The organism is Rhizobium glycinendophyticum, from assembly GCF_006443685.1.
GTDB lineage: Bacteria > Pseudomonadota > Alphaproteobacteria > Rhizobiales > Rhizobiaceae > Allorhizobium > Allorhizobium glycinendophyticum.
The window spans coordinates 2643384-2660122 of sequence record NZ_VFYP01000001.1 but is presented as its reverse complement, the minus strand read 5'-3'; the positions used below and the strand labels follow the sequence as shown (position 1 = coordinate 2660122).

Here is a 16739-nt window from a genome sequence, read left to right as displayed (position 1 = left end):
CCTTGTGGGGAGGGTTTGGGAGGGGACTTTGTCACAACCCACCACGAAAAAAAAGGCGCCCCTCGCGAGGCGCCTTTCTTGTGTCCGACGACGTGAACCGATCAGCTGGCCGGCTGCAGCGTCATCGAGGTGCCGGTGGCGGCGATGTTGAGGCCGAGCTGGCCCGTCACGCTGACCGGCTGCAGATGGATCGAGCCGGAGGTGCCACCGAAGAGAACGTTGGCGCCGACGCCGGCGCCGATGGTGGCTTCAGCCGTCGCGCCGCCATAAAGGCCGCCGAGCGAACCCTTGTGATAGCCGGCGGTCGGGGCGAAGACGGCCCAGATGATGCGGCCCTTGGCGGTGTAGCCGAGGTCGACGCCGAACTTCTTGATGGAGCCGGAATAGGTGTCGAGCGGTTCACCGTCGATCACGGAGGTAAAGGCGCAGTCGGCGGTCTTGGCGGAACCGAGAACGTAGCCGAAACCGGAACCGATCTGGCAGTCGAGATAACCGATGCGAACGCCGCCGACGCGGTCCTGTTCCTGGAACGTGGGAGCGGGCTCGGCATAGGTCATGTCGGCCGCGTGGGTGGTGCCGGCAGCGGCCAGCAAGGGCAGGGCGGCAAGGCTGGCCGCGATCAGGGTCTTCATGGCAAATCTCCTTCCATGTTCTGCTGCCCGTCGGGGAGGTGGCCGTTATCGGCTTCTCGGGCAGCGTGGAACAACGTCTAAGCGCCAAGATTGATCCAACTGAGGCGGCACAAGGGCGGCAAAGTGGCGATTCAGGCGGAATCCCCCGCTTTTTGCACCAGAGACCTCTTCTCTCGAGGCAGCACTCCGTCGCCAAGAGCGCGGCCACACCTTTCCTCGCGGAACCTTCGGCAGCCGCAACCCTTGTTGGAAGGAACCCGAACCGGAGGCCCCAATGACACTCACCCTTCCCGAACTCGCCCACAAGATGAAGAAGATCGACTTCTGCATGATGCTGACCAAATCGGAATTCGGCGCCATCGCCAGCCGCCCGATGAGCAACAATGGCGAGGTCGACTACGACGGCGACAGCTTCTTCTTTTCCTATACGGATACGCGAAAGGTCCGCGAACTGACCGCCGACCCGACCGTCTCGCTCACCTTCACCGCCCCGCCCAGCCTGCTCGGCAAGCCCGGCATATTCGTCGCCGTCCAGGGCCGCGCCAGCCTGATCGCCGACAAGGCGGTGTTCGAGGCGCACTGGACCAAGGATCTCGACCGCTGGTTTCCTGATGGCATCGACACGCCCGGCATCATCCTCATCAAAGTGCATGCCGAGAGGATCGAATACTGGGACGGCGAGGACAACGGCACGATCTCCGTCTGAGACGACGCCCAAGGATTTGTCCATGACGCAAACGCGTCTCAGGGCGCCGGTTCATGCCGGCGCCCTTTCCTGTTCTTCTCACGACACGACCGAGGGCCTTGTCGCCGCGATCCGACGGATCGCGCCTTGGACAAGGGTTTGCCCGGGTCGTGGGGATCTTGCAGAATGTCGCAGACAGGCTGCAAATGTCTCGGGCCTGCTCTTAAGATCGCGGGCAGAACATCCACTCCCAGATATCAGGGCATCGTAAAGACCATGGCAGAGTTTCCGTCCAAGGCAAAAGTCGTCATCATCGGTTTGGGGGGCATCGTCGGCGCCTCCATCGCCCATCACCTGATCGAGCGCGGCTGGGACGACATCGTCGGCATCGACAAGTCGGGCATCCCGACCGATATCGGCTCCACGGCCCATGCCTCGGACTTCTGTTACACCACATCCCACGACTATCTCTCGGTCTGGACCACCCAGTATTCGATCGATTTCTACGAGAAGATGGGCCACTACGCCCGCATCGGCGGGTTGGAAGTCGCCCGCACCGGTGACGACACCTGGATGGAAGAGATCAAGCGCAAGCTCTCGTCCGCCCGCGCCTTCGGCACCCGCGCCCATTATGTTTCACCCGCCGAAATCAAGCAGCTCTTCCCGCTGATCGAGGAAGACCAGGTCATGGGCGGCCTGTTCGATCCGGACGCCGGCCTCGTCATCCCGCGCTCCCAGACCGTTGCCGGCAAGCTCGTCGATGCGGCTGAAAAGTCCGGCAAGCTCCAGATGTTCGGCAACACGCCGGCCAAGTCGCTGATCGTCGAAGGCGGCCGCATCAAGGGCGTCGTCACCCATCGCGGCACGATCATGGCCGATCACGTCATCGTCTGCGCCGGCCTCTGGGGTCGCCTGATCGCAGAAATGGTCGGCGAAGACCTGCCCGTCATGCCGGTCGACCATCCGCTCACCTTCTTCGGTCCGTATAACGAGTTCGAAGGCACGGGTAAGGAAATCGGCTATCCGCTGCTGCGCGACCAGGGCAATTCCGCCTATATGCGTGACACCGGCGACCCGAAGACCACCGAAGGCGGCCAGATCGAATGGGGCTATTACGAGCAGCACAATCCGCGCATGTGCCATCCGCGCGAGCTCCTCGAAAAGCACGAGGCACGCCTTTCGCCCTCGCAGCGCGACCTCGACATGGAGCAGATCCTCGAGCCGCTCGAGCGCGCCATGGAGCTCACCCCGATTCTTGGCGAACTCGGCTATAACGAGAGCCATTCGTTCAACGGCCTGCTGCAGGTGTCCGCTGCCGGCGGCCCGTCCTGTGGCGAAAGCCAGAAGGTGCGCGGCCTCTGGTATTGCGTCGCCATCTGGGTCAAGGACGGCCCTGGCTACGGCAAGCTGATCGCCGACTGGATGACCGACGGCCGCACCGAGATCGATCATTCCTCGATCGATTACGCCCGTTTCTATCCGCACCAGCTGGAAGAGAAGTTCATCGAGGGCCGCTGCTACGAAGCCGCCCAGAAGATCTATTTCCCCGCCGTACACACCCGCGAGCCCTATGCGTCCGGTCGTGGCGTCAAGCGCTCGCCGATGTATGAGCGCGAAGTCGAGCTCGGCGGCTACTTCATGGAGCTTGGCGGCTGGGAGCGTGCGCATGGCTATGCCGCCAACGAACACCTCCTGGAGAAATATGGCGACCGCGTTCCGGTTCGTGAAAACGAATGGGATAACCGACACTTCTGGCGTGTTTCGAATGCCGAACATCTGGCGATGAGCGAGGATTGCGGCATCGTCAACCTCAGCCATTTCCACATGGTCGACATCGAAGGTCCTGACCATGTCGAGCTACTCGAATGGCTCTGCGCCGCCAAGATCGGTGGCGACGCGAATATCGGCAAGGGCATCTATACCCACTTCCTCGACGACGAGGGCATGGTGCGCGCGGACTTCACCGTCTTCCGCATGGCCGACCGCTGCCGCCTGGTGAATGGCGCCGACGCCGGCCCGCGCGACTTCCACTACATGAAACGCGTCGCCCAGGATCGCGGCCTAGATGTCACCATCACCGACACCTCGGAAAAATACATCACCATCGGCATCTGGGGCCCGAACGCCCGCGTGACGCTGAAAAAGGCCGTCGCCGACCCGGCTGGTCTCGACCCGGAAAACTTCCCCTTCGCCGCAATCAAGCAGATCGAAATCGCCGGCAAGTCCGTCACGGCCTTCCGCATCTCCTATGTCGGCGAGCAGGGCTGGGAACTGCACATGAAATACGAAGACGGCCTCGCCGTCTGGGATGCACTTCGTGCAACGGGTGTGATGGCCTTCGGCGTTGAGACCTATGCCAACTCGCGCCGCATGGAAAAGAGCCTGCGCCTGCAGAATGCCGATCTCTTGACCCAATACAACCTGATCGAGGCGGATCTCGCCCGCCCGAAGGTCAAGGAAGCCGATTTCCGCGGCAAGGCCAAGCATCTCGAATACAAGGCCCGCGACAAGCAGCCCGCCATGCTCTGCACGCTCGTCATGACCGACAATGTCGACAGCAAGGGCATCGCCCGCTACCCCGTCGGCTCCATGCCGGTCGTCGACCCCGCCACCGGCGAAGTCCTGATCGACAGCCTCGGCCGTCGCTCCTACACGACATCGGTCGCCTTCGGCCCGACCATCGGCAAGAACATCGCGCTCGCCTATCTGCCGGCGGAGTATTGCGAAGTGGGGCGGAAGCTGAATGTGGAATACTTCGCCGAGAGCTTCCCGGTCGAGGTCGCGGCGGTTGGGTATAAGCCGCTGTATGATCCTGAGAATTTGAAGCCGCGGAGCTGAGGGCAGGGCGGTTCGCTCAGAGAGTTATGGACCCGTCGGTCGTGACGCCGGCGGGTTTTTTGTTGAGATCGGCTCACCTCAGTTACTGCAATACACTTTGTGGGTTAGAATGCCAAATCTATCGCCCGATTTAGTAAGTGCAGAGCGAGACCAAGCATTCTGCGCATTTCTGAAAAGCTTGAGTTAATCGACAAAATCGCCAGAGAGCTTCAATCGCGATACACTTATGTCGAAATCGACGCCTTCTTGGCTGAGTTTGGCGTCAAGCCGCCCCCGCAGGTGAATACAAATAGCAAATGGGTGTATTCTAAAGCCGCTTTGGCAGGACAAAGTCCGGCTATCATTCTGCGCGTTGCATCGGAATTGGACCTGCTCCCAGAATTGGGTGTAACCAATGAACAATTAATAACTGAAAATGATCGGCCTCCACGAAACTGGGAAGGGTCTGTTTCATTCAGACTTTTTATAAGTCATGTGTCGGTCGATAATTTGAAAGCAACCCGACTGAAGGAATGCTTAGTCCCCTACTCAATCTCGGGCTTCGTCGCGCACGAGGACATTGCACCAACATTGGAGTGGCAGGGCGAGATCGAGAGAGGCCTTCGGACTATGGATGCCCTACTTGCAATCCACACCCCCGGTTTCTCCAAAAGCAATTGGTGTCAACAGGAGGTAGGTTACGCTTTGGGGCGAGGTGTCAAAATCATTTCGCTTAAGTTGGGAGAGGATCCAACCGGCTTCATTGGCAAGCATCAAGCACTTGCGCGACGGGACCGGGTTGCTGAGGAAATTGCCAAGGAGGTTGACGCAATCTTGTCTTCGGACTCTCGCACCCGCGATTCTTTAGCTCAAGCAAAAGGGCGGTTCCCTGAACGTCTCAGTGTCGCTCGGGATTCAGCCTAGTGTGTACGCCCCTACCTCCCCCCAAGCGGGGGAGGACGGAAAATCGAAGGCTTGAGGTCCGCGCAAGCCGCCTAAACTTCAGATTTTCCAGGAGAGGGGCACGGTTCCGTTGGTGCCGACATCACCGAGCCGCCTCTTGCAAAATCTCAAGGTTTGGCCCTGATCGGTTGCTCCTGAATGCTTGTGTTTGGATCCTCGGGTCAAGCCCGAGGATGACGGAGTGGGGGGCGACTGGTATCCTCCTCTACCGCTTCCATCGCACAAGGCGTTAGGAGAAGACCCTCTTTCACTCCAAGAAGGTCGTCATCCTCGGGCTTGACCCGAGGATCCAAACACAAGCCTTCCACGTCAGACGGTCACGCCAGAGCGCGCCATTTCCTGAAGAAAGGGGGACGCTCCGCAGCGATTTCCCAACAAAATCAAACGCGCACACATTTTTTCATCCCCGCCCATTTTCCCTCCTGTAGACTCATCCCCGTCCCGCCCTCGGATACACCTGACGATGCGATGTCAGGCGAGGTGGGGCCGGCGCCGGGATGGAGGGTTGTCGCAGATCCAAGATCCTGGCCCGCTGCAACGGTCTCCCTCCGGACGAAGGGCTTGACGAGGGTGATGGGGTCGGATGTCCCCAGAACCTGGATACCCTGATCGGAAGGACGTGCCTCAGAGGCACACAGACAAGGCGCCCGCGCTGTCGCGAACACCCAGACAGCGGGGCGAAACAAACGGCGGGGATGATGGCCGAGCCAGTGATGGCCAGACGATCCTCCCCCGGGCGAGGGTCCCGGTCGGTATGGTGCACCATCCGGCGGGAACCTCCCGGGCCACCGGCCAGGCTATGGCAGACCTTCCGCAAGGAGGTGACTGCCGCAGCCGGACCCTACGCCCGGTCATCCTCGGTCCTCGGTTAAACCCGAGGATGACGAGGACCGTCGCCGCCTTGCCAGAGAGACGCATGCAGCGGGACAAAACGCCGAACGAGGCGCCGGAAGGAGCCACATATTTACTTAGACAGGTTGCTTCTGGCGCCTCGTCCGAGACAAGTTTCACCGACCCGGAGGGAGAGATCCCGACCGGCGGCGGAGCTTGGGGTTTTTGACAGTCTCAATATGTCGGATTGCCACGCGCCGCGAGTTTGCCGACACGTCGGCAGATCCTCGGGAGGAAGCCCGAGGATGACGATCGCGGTGAGGAAGGGTATCCTCCGCAAGCGTCGCAACACTCCGAAACGCTGGCGGGGGACACTGGGCCCACCCCACATGCCGTCATCCCCGTCCTCGGGTTTAACCCGAGGATGTCCCGAGGGATCTGCCGAGGGTTCGTTCCGCACTTGGGTGATGGTGGGCGCCTCAGCCTGAGGCCGAGCGGGGCCCGCCGCGCCACCTCTCCCCCCCTTTGGGAGAGGTGGCAAAATCGAAGGCTTAGGCGAGCGCAAGCCGCCTAAACCTCAGATTTTGCTGGTGAGGGGATCCGTGCTGCGGGCACGACGAACAGACCCCCTCTCTTGCGATTTCTGATGTTTAGGCGGCTTGCTCGCCTACTTCATCGAAATCGCTCATCTCCCCACCATGGGGGAGAAGGGCCTCACACCGCCGCCGCCAACCTCGCCTGCAAACGCTGCGGCACCGGCATCTCCGCCGGCTGCCTCTCGCGCAGAATGAGCTCAAAATCATCGCGCGGAACCGGACGGCCGAAGAGCCAGCCCTGGAAGAGGTGGCAGCCGGTGTCGCGCAGGAAAGCGTGCTGGGCGGCGGTTTCGACACCCTCGGCGACCACGTTCAGGTCGAGGTCGCTGGCTATCGAGACGATGGAGCGAACGAGCGCCTGGCCGCGATCGCTGTCGCTGGCACCGGCGACGAAGCTGCGATCGATCTTCAGTTCGGTGACCGGCAGGCGGCGCAGATAGGCAAGCGACGAATAACCCGTGCCGAAGTCATCGAGCGAGAAGGTGACGCCTGTCCGTTTCAGCGCCTCCATCTTTTCAGCCACTGGTTCGAGGCCGGCGAGCAGCACATTTTCGGTGAGCTCGAGGCGCAGGCGGGTGGAGTCAATCGCATGGCTTTCGACAAGCTGGCGGACAGTTGTGGTAAAATCGCTCTCGTTGAACTGGCTGGCGCTGACATTGACGGAGAGCGTCAGGCGGGTGAGCGCCGGATCAGCCTTCCAGCGGGCCAGTGTTCCGCAGGCTTGGTCGAGGACCCAGGCGCCGAGGACCGGCATCAGGCCGAGATCTTCGGCGACGGGGATGAATTCGGCGGGCGACACCGCGCCACGGGTCGGGTGGTTCCACCGCAGGAGGGCCTCGGCCCCGGTGATGCGACCGTCACGATCGACCTGCGGCTGATAGGCGAGGGAGAGTTCGCCACGGCGCATGGCGCCGAGCAGTTCCCGGGCGAGGCCGCGCGGTGCCGACAGGCGGCGCTGCAGGGCATGCACGGCGGCGGTAAAGAGCAGGGCCGCGAGTGCCGGATTGACCCAGACGCCGACCGCGCGCAGATCCTCCGGGATCGGGTCGGCAAAGGGCGAAACGCTATTGGAGGCGTGCAAAAATATGAAAGTTGCAAGGGTGGCGACGATGACGGCGCCCTGAGCGAGAGAGGGTCGGCGCAGATAGTTGATATAGCCCATCATCGCCAGCAGGGGCAAAAAGAGGTGCGATACCCTGGGATAGGTAGGGTTGGGCACGTCGAAGAGCAGGCAGAAGCCGAAGATAAAGACCAGGAAGGAGACCTGGGCGACAAGCAGGAAAAGGTCAAGCTTGCCGGCGGTGACCAGCGCGAAGCAGAGGAGGCTGACGACGGCCGGGAAGAGTTCGGCAACGGCCATGGCCTTGTGGCCGTGGGCGGCGAAGATGACCGCCCAAAGGGTGGCGAAACCGGCCACGGTCAGCGTCATCGCCTGATAGGAGAAGATCACGCGTCTTTCGCGCGCATCGGCGCTGCCGTCGGTACCCATCTGCCGTCCATCGGCGCGTAAAGCGCTTTGAGCCTTGCACCCCGACCACCTGATGTCGGGGCGTTCCTGGCTTTTTTGTTATCATGATGGACTTAAAGAATGCCTCCGGCTCATGATTAACAAGGGCTTTCCAGGTCGGGCCGCGCTGTGCGGGTCCCTTTGGTTCTCTATTTCGCAAGCAGCTGACGGGGAGAACGGGAAAGGCGGCCGCGGCTGTTGCCGTCGGCCGCCCGATCCGGACCGTCAGGTCCTTCCTCCCCCCGGAGAACGTCTGCGCGAAAAGATCAGCCGGCCTTGGCGACCTTCATGACGTCGGGATCGTAGACACGGCCGAAGCGGTTTTCGAGGAAGGCGGGCAGGCCGATTTCCTCCTGGCGGACGAAACCGACTCCAGGCAGCGTACCATCGGCGAGCAGATCGAGGACCGTGCAGATGCCGGCCGCCGTGGTGATCTGGATGGCGCTCATCTTCTTTCCCGCAACCACGCCGGCATAGACCTTGTTGGCATAGGTTTCCTGCAGGTAACGCCCGTCCTTCCAGCCGCAGACGGTGACGAAGATCACGACGACGTCCTGCATGGTGGCGGGCAGGGCGTTTTCGAACAGGTCCTTCAAGACATCGCGGCGATTCTTCAGGTTGAAGTCGTTGAGGAGCGCCTTGATGATCGCCTGATGGCCGGGATAGCGGATGGTGCGGTAGTTCATCGTGCGGACGCGACCGTCGAGGGTCTTGGCCAGTGTGCCGAGGCCGCCCGAGGTGTTGAAGGCTTCGTAGGTGACGCCGTCGAGCGAGAATTCCTCGCGCTCCTCCATGGCCGGCACGATCGTGAGCTTGCCCTCGACGATTGCCTCGCAGGGCTCGATGTATTCGTTGATCAGGCCGTCGGTCGACCAGGTGAGATTGTAGTTGAGCGCATTCGACGGATATTGCGGCAGGGCGCCGACGCGCATGCGCACCGTGTCCAGCGTGTCGAAATGCTTTGTGAGATCGTTTGCGACGATGGAGATGAAGCCGGGGGCGAGGCCGCATTGCGGGATGAAGGCGGACCGGGCACCGCGGGCGAGTTCCTCGACCTTGCGGGTCGTCGCCACATCCTCGGTCAGGTCGAGATAATGGGTCGCCGTGCGGGCGGCACTTTCGGCAATCGCACCAGTCAGATGGAAGGGGGCGGCCGAGAGGACGGCGAACTGGCCCGAGAGTGCGGCATCGAGTGCGGCTGCGTCGGCGATGTCCAGTTCCTTAGTGGAGACCGCCGGATGGGCGTCGAGTTTTGCCAGCTGTTCGGCACTGCGGTCGGCGACGGTGACGGCGTAATCGCCTGTCTCGGCCAGCATGCGCGCAATCGCACCGCCGATCTTGCCGGCGCCGATGATGGTGATGTGTTTCATGATGTGCCCCCGATGTCCGTGTGTGCGCCAAGGCGCAATTGCATTTGATCAAGCCAGTGTGCGGACGAGCCGTGTCGATTCCAAGTGACGAAGTGAGCGAAACGACGTATCGTTACCGGCGAAAAGATGGAGGGGAATGGCGATATGCAGGTTTCGGACAAGGACAGGGCGCTTCTCGCACTGCTCGCGGAGAATGCCCGCATGCCGGTTGCGGAACTTGCGCGGCGGCTTGACCTCTCGCGCTCGACTGTCCAGGCGCGGTTGGAACGGCTGGAGGCGCAAGGCGTGATCGCCGGTTATGCGCTGCGCCTCTCCGACGCATATCAGAGCGGGCTGATCCGGGCGCATGTCATGATCACGATGGCGCCGAAGGCGTTGACCCAGGTCACGGCCGAGCTGACTGCCATCCGCGAAGTGACGGCGCTCTATTCGGTCAACGGCCCGTTCGATCTGATTGCCATCATCGCGGCGCCGTCGATTTCGGAACTGGACCGGTTGATCGACCGGATCGGCGAATTGTCGGGGGTCGAGCGGACGCTGTCGTCGATCATCCTGTCGACGCGGATCGCACGGTGATCATTGCACGGAAAAAGTGTTAGCCCTGAGGTCTTTTAGAGAGGGTTAATCAACTCTGTGTTGTTGTAGGGCTGTTGCATGTTCGTTGGGGGCGTCATGAGGCTGGCTACATTCCTGTTGGCGTGCATTCTTGGGGCAACGGCGTTGTCGGCTGCGTCGAAAGCCGGTGCTGCTTCCTCCAAAGGTGTCCTTACCGGCACTTCCACCTGGATTGGCAGCCACGGCTCCGTCATGGTTCTGGATGTGGCAGGCGACGGCGCGATCCATGGCTATTACGTCAACAACGCACCGGGCAAAGGGTGTCGCGGGATCCCCTACGATCTCAGTGGTCAACTGACCGAACGGGCGATCTCCTTTCACGTCAGCTGGCGAAACGGCGTGGCGGATTGCCTGACGGAAACGCAGTGGCAGGGACGTCTGCAGCCATCACGCAACGGTGGCGTGGAAATGGTCACGGAGTGGCAACGCAGCTCGACCCTTGCTCCGTTCAAAAAGCCCAAGACGGCATTCGAGGAGGGAACGGATATGTTCACCCTCCAGATCAATCCCGGTGTGCAGTTCAAACTCGATTATTAGGTGAGACGGTAATTCGCTAAATACCGTATGACTGTCACGCAGCCTTCAGCTCGGCTTTCGACAGGGCTCGTTCCAGCGCCGCGATGCAGGTCTCGTCATGATGCCGGCCGGCGCCCTCCCAGAGGATGGAGAGTGCCTTTTCGACCGGCATGGCCGCACGATAGGGGCGGTCGGCGGTGAGCGCGTCGAACACATCCGCCGTGGCGACGATGCGGGTCTCGAAAGAGATCTCGTCGCCTTTCAGGCCGCGCGGATAGCCTGAACCGTCGAGCTTTTCGTGATGGGCACCACCGATCAGCGCGAGGTCGGAGAAAGCCGCGATGCGCGACAGGATCGTTTCAGAGAACTCCGCGTGGCGCTTCATCTGCTGCCACTCCTCACCTTCCAGGCGGCCGGGCTTGTCGAGCACACTGTTGGAGACGCCGAGTTTGCCAATATCATGCAGGAGGGCTGCGCGCTTCAGGCGACGGCGCTCGGCAGGCGGCATTCCGAGTTCCTCCGCGATGAGGTCGGTGAAGAGCGCGACCCGATCGCTATGGCCGGAGGTGTAGGGGCTTTTCGCGTCGACGACGCGGGCAAATCCGGCGGCGATGTCGTCGAGGTAGTCCTCGTCGGCCATCATCGCCTGTCGTCCGGGTTCAAGGGCCAAAACATACCGTTCCAGCCCGTCGGCGCCGAGTTCGGCGAAGAAGACCGGGGTAGCGAGCGTTTCAAACAGCGAGACGAGGTCGGGGTCGAACCAGGTGCCGGCGCGTTTGCGCACTTCGGCGAGTGCCGCTTCTGGCCCGGCATTGACGAAGAAGACATCGATCACCTGTGCCATCAGGGCGATGCGGGCGAAGAGATGGATCTGCGCGCCCTTCAGTCCTGCAGGCTGACCACCGCCGTCGACATGTTCGTCGAGGTCGAGGATGCCTCGCGCCACTTCTTCCGAAAAACGCATCTGCCGGGCGATTTCTGCGCCACGCTGGCAGCGGGTCTGGATCAGGCTGCTGGCGAATTCGCCGCCATTCTTCAGGATGTTGAGGAGGCCCCGGAAGCGCTCGGCCAGGCCCGCTTCCATGCCCGTATGGGAAAGGACGAATTTCAGGACCTGGGGGAAGGAGCCGTCGACCAGCTTGAAGTCGCGTTTGAACTTCAAATCATCCGCCATATAGAGCTCGCAGATTCGGGCTGCATTGGAAGAGCAGCCGAGATCCTTCAGGAGCAGCGTGTAATAGAGATCGCGCAACGCCTCTTCCGGCAGGCCGAGCGCCTTGCCGATGCGGGTGCCGATGAAGCAGCAGCGGATACAATGGCCGGGCGGCTGGCCTTCGGTCAGATCCAACGCGTGGCTGAGTGCCTCAATGATCTCTGCAAGCCTGATCTGTGTCGCCATATGCTCCGCCTGGTGCTCCCTTGAGCTTAGAGGGACCAGGCTAATTTAGGAGGTGCGGGTTAATGGTGCGTGTCCGGACTTGCAAAAACGCAAGTGCGGGTAGATTCCGCGAGCCTCCGGCAGGCTTCTGGTCGGTAATCCGATGGTGAAACGAGCATCTTTTCCGGCATGTCACCTTCAGGTGATACGACAAATCGAGGGTCGCCCGTCTTGGCGGACGACTGTTGCGGTCGGGGCATGACGCGCGCTGATATATTCTGTGGAGCCAACCGGTCATACGCCAGCGGCTAACCCTCTGTTCATCGCTTCCGTGCTTGTCTTTTTCCCGCATTGTCTTAAGCCATGAGACGCACTATGTGCGGATGAGCCAAACAAACGAGGACTGTCCCCTGTGATGAACGAAGACGAAGACGACAAGAGCAAGGAACTGCCGATCGGCAAGGAAACGGAAGCGAACCTCTTCAAGTCGCGTTCGATCTTCATCTATGGCGGCATCACCATGGAACTGGCGCAGAAGGTCTGCACGCAGCTCGTTGCCCTTGCTGCCGCATCGGATGAAGATATCCGCGTGTTCGTCTGCTCGCCGGGCGGCCATGTGGAAGCCGGCGACGCGATCCATGACATGATCAAGTTTATCAAGCCGAAGGTCTGGATCATCGCGACTGGCTGGGCCGCTTCTGCCGGTTCGCTGATTTTCGTCGCCGTTCCCAAGGAACGCCGCCTGGCGCTGCCGAACACCCGCTTCCTGATGCACCAGCCGTCTGGCGGCACGCGGGGCATGGCGTCCGACATCGAGATCCAGGCCCGCGAAATCATCAAGATGAACCAGCGCCTGATCAAGATCTACGCCAAGGCGACCGGCCAGTCGGAAGAGAAGATCGCCAAGGACATCGACCGCGACTACTGGCTGTCTGCTGAAGACGCCGTGACCTATGGTCTGGTCGGCCGGATTATCGACAGCCATGCCGATATCGGCTGAGAGTAGCTGACTGCAAATTTTCGAGAAAACCCGCCGGAGCGATCCGGCGGGTTTCCTGTCTTTAGGTGGACGCTTGCTGCCAATTGCCTGCTTTGCTAGGATACCGGGGTCGAAAAGAGGCTTAGCCCGTCCGGTCGCCGGGCACCGCGTGCAAGCGGGCCATGTTTTTGAAGAACCCACGACACTTGAACCCGAAACCATCGGGCAGGTGTCGCGCGCGTGTCGCTCCCTGCCCAAGCCAGGAGCTCGCCATGTCCTCATCCTTCAAACTTGCCGTGCTGACGGCGCTTATGATGTCATTTGTCATGTCCCTGTTCTTCGCAGGGCTCTTCACCTTTGTTGCCTTTGGACCGACCCCTCAATGGCTGGGCGCCTGGGCAAAGGGGCTGGGTCTTGGCTGGCCGCTCGGCTTTGCCCTGGCGATGCTCATCGGCCAGCCGGTGCGGGCGCTCGCACTGCGGTTATCGGGGGGCTCCGGAAAAGGCTGAAGCAGAGAAAAAAGGACCCGCCGCTCCGGCGGATCCTTCTTCATACCATTTGTCGTCGCCTTAGATCAGCGGGCAACCGCGACGGTTGGCGAAGCGGATGCGCTCCGGACCACGACGGGTGAAGCCTTCGACCGTCACGCTCCGATCGGTCATGCGGACGACCTGCGGGCGGCGCAGACCTTCGTCCAAAGCGGCGGCGCGGGCTTCGCGGGCGCTGCAGCCGCGATCTCGCTCACGGATCACCGGGCGGACACCGTTCGGGCCGATGCGCAATTCGACATCCTGGGCCGAGGCCGGCGCGGCAAAGGCAGTGCCTGTGACGAGCAAGGCCAGGGCGAGTGCGGATTTCATGATGGACATTGGGTGTTCTCCTCAATTCTGTTGCACAGAAATGCGGTGGAAAGGTAAAGGTTCCGGGAACTTGGCCGATGTCGTGTCGTCTATTGCCGGGCAGATTGGCTAAACTTCCTAAGGTCAGTCTGCGAAGAAGCGGCAGAGCCAATTTCGTTTCTGGGACGCGGCAAATTCCAGTCGATAAACCAGTGTTCCTGAACCGTTTGACGACTTTACGGGATGAACAGTGAATTTTGTCGTAGCATCGGGACCGATACTGTTGCGGTCCTTCACAACAGGCCCTGAGCCGATCAGAAACGCGTCCTCCCTGTCGCCGCCGCGCCGGACGCATCTTCCTCAATCTGTCGTCGCAAATCTGAAACTTCAGAGGTGCAATTCTGTCAAAGGAGATGAAGTCGGCAGCTGGCAACTTGTACTCCCGCCTGTGCTGACGGTTCTTGTTGCGGACCGGCGAGATCTTTCTATGACTTTGCGGGCAAGGCCTTTTCGAGCACCTTGAAGATATGCGGATTGGCGCACTGGGCCGCATTGAACCGCATCATCGATGGGGCATTCTGGGAGGCAGAGAAGACGTTGCCGGGGGCGAGAACGACGCCTTCGGCAAGCGCGAGGCGGGCTACGTCCGTGGCATCTTGGCCATCCGGCAGGGTGCACCAGAGAAACAGTCCGCCGCGTGGCTCGATCCAGGGTGTGATGCCAAGGCGGGCGAGGCGCTTGCGGGCCTCGCCGATCGCGGCAGCAAGCCGGCTGCGCAGCGACTGAAGATGCCGGCGATAGCTGCCGTCCTTCAGGACCGAAAGGACCAGTTCCGACGCCAGCGCCGGTCCGGCGAAGGAGGAGGCGATTTTGAGATCCGTCAGGCCTTCGATCCAGTCAGGGCGGGCGGCGATATAGCCGATGCGCGTGGCCGCCGAGAGCGTCTTCGAGAAACTTCCGACATGGATGACGCGCTGCAGGCCATCAAGGGCTGCCAGCCGTGGAGCGGGCTGCTGTTCGAAATCGGCGAAGATATCGTCCTCGATAATGGTGAGGTCGGACGCCTCGGCGATCTTCATCAGACGATGGGCGGTGGCGGGAGAGAGGCTGGCCCCGGTCGGATTGTGGAAGGCGGAATTGGTGACGTAAAGGCGCGGCCGGTGCGTGGCGACGGCGCCCGCAAAGGCATCGAGATCCGGGCCGTTGGGGGTGAAGGGGACGCCGACGATCTTTGCCCGGTGGGCACGAAGCAGGGCAAGAAAGTTGAAGTAGCAGGGATCATCGACAAGCACCGTATCGCCCGGTTCGAGCAGGAAACGGCAGACGAGATCAATCGCCTGTGTGCCGCTCTCGACGAGCAGCACCTGAGCGGCCGCGGCCTCGATGCCGCTTTCGGCCATGCGGCGCACGAGATGCTGGCGTAGGGGCAAGAGGCCGAGCGGGGTGCTGTAATCGGTCAGGCGGGATGTGTCGGCGCGTGACAGGCTGCGCAGAGCCTTGCGCAGATCCTGTTCCGGCATCCAGTCCGGCGGCATCCAGCCGCAGCCTGGTTTCAGAGCGTCGAGCGGGGCTTCGAGCGACTGCCGGGTGACCCAGAAGGGATCGACGGCACGGTCCAGGCGGGGGCCGAGATCTGCCAGCACCAGGGGCGCCTGAGGCGACGTCACGTAAAAGCCGGAGCCTGGGCGGGCGTGAATGACACCGTCGGCCGCCAAACGCTCGTAGGCCTCGACCACGGTGGACGGGGAGACGCCGAAGAGATCGGCAGCCTTGCGGATCGACGGAAGTTTTGCGCCGGGACCGAGACTGCGGGATGCGATGCGGGCACGGATGGCAGCCATGACGCCCGCCGTGCGGCCGGCGAAGGTCTCTGTCGTCTCGGGATGGCCAGCGGCGCGGGCGTCCATGCGTATGGCTTTCGTTATCAGTACAGTTTTGCCGAAGTGTATCGGTCTGTGCCTGCCGAGTCGAGGGGCTAGTCGCTAGGGTGTGCCGCATGCTGTCGCGGCCGGCTTGAAACGCGGAGACGGGGCAGCGGTGTTGCAGGACAAGGAATGAACAAACATGGACAAGGTGATGACCGGCGCGGCGACGACGGAAAAAGCGACGAAGAGACTGTTGCCGACGGACAAGGCAACGCTCGGATACCTGAATGGTGCGCTCGGCATGCTGATCTTCTCGGCCTCGCTGCCGGCAACGCGGGTGGCGGTGCAAGGATTTGATCCGGTGTTTCTAACGACGGCGCGCGCCGCGATTGCGGGGCTTCTGGCGCTTGGCGTGCTGTTGCTGCTGAAGATCGCGCGTCCGGGGCGAGGGGATCTGGTCTCGCTCGTGGTCATAGCCCTCGGCGTCGTGGTCGGCTTTCCGCTTTTGACGGCGCTTGCGCTCCAGCACATCACCTCGGCGCAGTCGCTGGTGTTCATCGGGCTTCTGCCTTTGTCGACTGCCGTCTTCGGCGTCTTGCGCGGGGCGGAGCGGCCGAAGCCGGTGTTCTGGCTCTTCTCGCTGGCCGGAAGCCTGATCGTTGTCGGCTTTGCGGTGACGAATGGCGGGCCGGCTTCCCTGACGGGAGACCTGCTGATGATTGCCGCGATCCTGGTCTGCGGGCTGGGTTATGCGGAGGGCGGGCGGCTCACGCGGCAGATGGGTGGCTTTGCCGTGATCGCCTGGGCGCTGGTGCTGGCACTGCCCGTCATGCTGGTGCTGACCGTGTTGCTGAGGCCCGAGACTTTCGCCGGTGTTACGGCGGGCGAGTGGCTGGGGCTTGCCTATGTTTCGCTGTTTTCCATGTTGATCGGCTTCGTCTTCTGGTATCGCGGTCTGGCGCTTGGCGGCATTGCCGCAGTTGGCCAGCTTCAGCTGCTGCAGCCGTTCTTCGGGCTTGCGCTCGCGGCACTGCTGCTCGGTGAGCGGGTGAGCTGGGGCATGGGGCTGGCGACGCTGGCGGTTGTTGCCTGCGTGGCAGGGGCGCGGCGTTACGGACGGTAAAGCGGGTTCCAAATTAAGGTTAA

The 16739-nt window shown here is 61.9% G+C and carries 14 protein-coding genes; 8 read left to right on the top strand and 6 right to left on the bottom strand.

All coding sequences use genetic code 11. The annotated features are described in order from the left end of the window. Positions 1-101: 101 nt before the first annotated feature. Positions 102-632, bottom strand: a complete 531-nt coding sequence (locus FJQ55_RS12995; protein WP_140828451.1) for a DUF992 domain-containing protein — start codon at positions 630-632, stop codon at positions 102-104. Between the two features lie 274 nt (positions 633-906). Between FJQ55_RS12995 and FJQ55_RS12990 the strand changes: the two genes are divergently transcribed. From FJQ55_RS12990 to FJQ55_RS12980, 3 genes are all read left to right on the top strand, one after another. Continuing rightward, positions 907-1338, top strand: coding sequence for a pyridoxamine 5'-phosphate oxidase family protein (locus tag FJQ55_RS12990; RefSeq protein WP_140828449.1), 432 nt, complete (start codon positions 907-909; stop codon positions 1336-1338). A 255-nt stretch (positions 1339-1593) separates the two neighbouring features. After that, a complete protein-coding gene (locus FJQ55_RS12985; RefSeq protein WP_140828448.1) occupies positions 1594-4155 on the top strand; it encodes a GcvT family protein in 2562 nt (853 codons plus the stop codon). Positions 4156-4401: 246 nt separating this feature from the next. Continuing rightward, positions 4402-5058, top strand: a complete 657-nt coding sequence (locus FJQ55_RS12980; RefSeq protein WP_161596982.1) for a toll/interleukin-1 receptor domain-containing protein — start codon at positions 4402-4404, stop codon at positions 5056-5058. A gap of 1584 nt (positions 5059-6642) precedes the next feature. Here FJQ55_RS12980 and FJQ55_RS12975 read toward each other — a convergent pair. Next, positions 6643-8013 (bottom strand): putative bifunctional diguanylate cyclase/phosphodiesterase, encoded by a 1371-nt coding sequence (locus FJQ55_RS12975; protein ID WP_140828445.1) that lies wholly within the window; start codon positions 8011-8013, stop codon positions 6643-6645. Positions 8014-8297: 284 nt separating this feature from the next. Further along, positions 8298-9401: a saccharopine dehydrogenase family protein gene (locus FJQ55_RS12970; RefSeq protein ID WP_140828444.1), complete on the bottom strand. Its 1104-nt coding sequence runs from the start codon at positions 9399-9401 to the stop codon at positions 8298-8300. 144 nt (positions 9402-9545) lie between these two features. Here FJQ55_RS12970 and FJQ55_RS12965 point away from each other — a divergent pair, with 144 nt between their 5' ends. Together FJQ55_RS12965 and FJQ55_RS12960 are read left to right on the top strand one after the other, a co-directional pair. Further along, the gene (locus FJQ55_RS12965) at positions 9546-9977 is read left to right on the top strand and encodes an Lrp/AsnC family transcriptional regulator (protein WP_140828443.1); all 432 of its coding nucleotides are present in this window, start codon (positions 9546-9548) and stop codon (positions 9975-9977) included. A 78-nt stretch (positions 9978-10055) separates the two neighbouring features. Beyond that, positions 10056-10553 carry an avidin/streptavidin family protein gene (locus FJQ55_RS12960; RefSeq protein ID WP_140828441.1) on the top strand — a complete coding sequence of 166 codons (498 nt, stop codon included), beginning with the start codon at positions 10056-10058 and terminating at the stop codon, positions 10551-10553. A gap of 34 nt (positions 10554-10587) precedes the next feature. On the opposite strand, the gene FJQ55_RS12955 is transcribed toward FJQ55_RS12960, so the two are convergent. Continuing rightward, on the bottom strand, positions 10588-11931 hold the full coding sequence (locus FJQ55_RS12955; RefSeq protein ID WP_140828438.1) for an HD-GYP domain-containing protein: 1344 nt from the start codon (positions 11929-11931) through the stop codon (positions 10588-10590). 394 nt (positions 11932-12325) lie between these two features. On the opposite strand from FJQ55_RS12955, the gene FJQ55_RS12950 reads away from it, so the two are divergent. After that, a complete protein-coding gene (locus FJQ55_RS12950) occupies positions 12326-12910 on the top strand; it encodes an ATP-dependent Clp protease proteolytic subunit (protein ID WP_140828436.1) in 585 nt (194 codons plus the stop codon). A 251-nt stretch (positions 12911-13161) separates the two neighbouring features. Then, positions 13162-13398, top strand: coding sequence for a DUF2798 domain-containing protein (locus tag FJQ55_RS12945; RefSeq protein ID WP_161596981.1), 237 nt, complete (start codon positions 13162-13164; stop codon positions 13396-13398). Between the two features lie 60 nt (positions 13399-13458). Here the strand turns inward: FJQ55_RS12945 and FJQ55_RS12940 are convergent, their stop codons facing one another. After that, entirely contained in the window at positions 13459-13749 is a 291-nt protein-coding gene (locus tag FJQ55_RS12940) for a hypothetical protein (protein ID WP_246085145.1), read from the bottom strand. 464 nt (positions 13750-14213) lie between these two features. After that, positions 14214-15635, bottom strand: coding sequence for an aminotransferase-like domain-containing protein (locus tag FJQ55_RS12935; RefSeq protein ID WP_167507704.1), 1422 nt, complete (start codon positions 15633-15635; stop codon positions 14214-14216). 169 nt (positions 15636-15804) lie between these two features. On the opposite strand from FJQ55_RS12935, the gene FJQ55_RS12930 reads away from it, so the two are divergent. Next, the gene (locus tag FJQ55_RS12930; RefSeq protein ID WP_140829285.1) at positions 15805-16716 is read left to right on the top strand and encodes a DMT family transporter; all 912 of its coding nucleotides are present in this window, start codon (positions 15805-15807) and stop codon (positions 16714-16716) included. Positions 16717-16739 lie beyond the last annotated feature (23 nt).

Excerpts from the sequence above, each read along its gene's own strand:
- FJQ55_RS12995 (WP_140828451.1), bottom strand. The coding sequence starts at position 632 with ATGAAGACCCTGATCGCGGCCAGCCTTGCCGCCCTGCCCTTGCTGGCC.
- FJQ55_RS12990 (WP_140828449.1), top strand. The coding sequence starts at position 907 with ATGACACTCACCCTTCCCGAACTCGCCCACAAGATGAAGAAGATCGAC.
- FJQ55_RS12985 (WP_140828448.1), top strand. The coding sequence starts at position 1,594 with ATGGCAGAGTTTCCGTCCAAGGCAAAAGTCGTCATCATCGGTTTGGGG.
- FJQ55_RS12975 (WP_140828445.1), bottom strand. The coding sequence starts at position 8,013 with ATGGGTACCGACGGCAGCGCCGATGCGCGCGAAAGACGCGTGATCTTC.
- FJQ55_RS12970 (WP_140828444.1), bottom strand. The coding sequence starts at position 9,401 with ATGAAACACATCACCATCATCGGCGCCGGCAAGATCGGCGGTGCGATT.
- FJQ55_RS12965 (WP_140828443.1), top strand. The coding sequence starts at position 9,546 with ATGCAGGTTTCGGACAAGGACAGGGCGCTTCTCGCACTGCTCGCGGAG.
- FJQ55_RS12960 (WP_140828441.1), top strand. The coding sequence starts at position 10,056 with ATGTTCGTTGGGGGCGTCATGAGGCTGGCTACATTCCTGTTGGCGTGC.
- FJQ55_RS12955 (WP_140828438.1), bottom strand. The coding sequence starts at position 11,931 with ATGGCGACACAGATCAGGCTTGCAGAGATCATTGAGGCACTCAGCCAC.
- FJQ55_RS12950 (WP_140828436.1), top strand. The coding sequence starts at position 12,326 with ATGAACGAAGACGAAGACGACAAGAGCAAGGAACTGCCGATCGGCAAG.
- FJQ55_RS12945 (WP_161596981.1), top strand. The coding sequence starts at position 13,162 with ATGTCCTCATCCTTCAAACTTGCCGTGCTGACGGCGCTTATGATGTCA.
- FJQ55_RS12940 (WP_246085145.1), bottom strand. The coding sequence starts at position 13,749 with ATGAAATCCGCACTCGCCCTGGCCTTGCTCGTCACAGGCACTGCCTTT.
- FJQ55_RS12935 (WP_167507704.1), bottom strand. The coding sequence starts at position 15,635 with ATGGACGCCCGCGCCGCTGGCCATCCCGAGACGACAGAGACCTTCGCC.
- FJQ55_RS12930 (WP_140829285.1), top strand. The coding sequence starts at position 15,805 with ATGACCGGCGCGGCGACGACGGAAAAAGCGACGAAGAGACTGTTGCCG.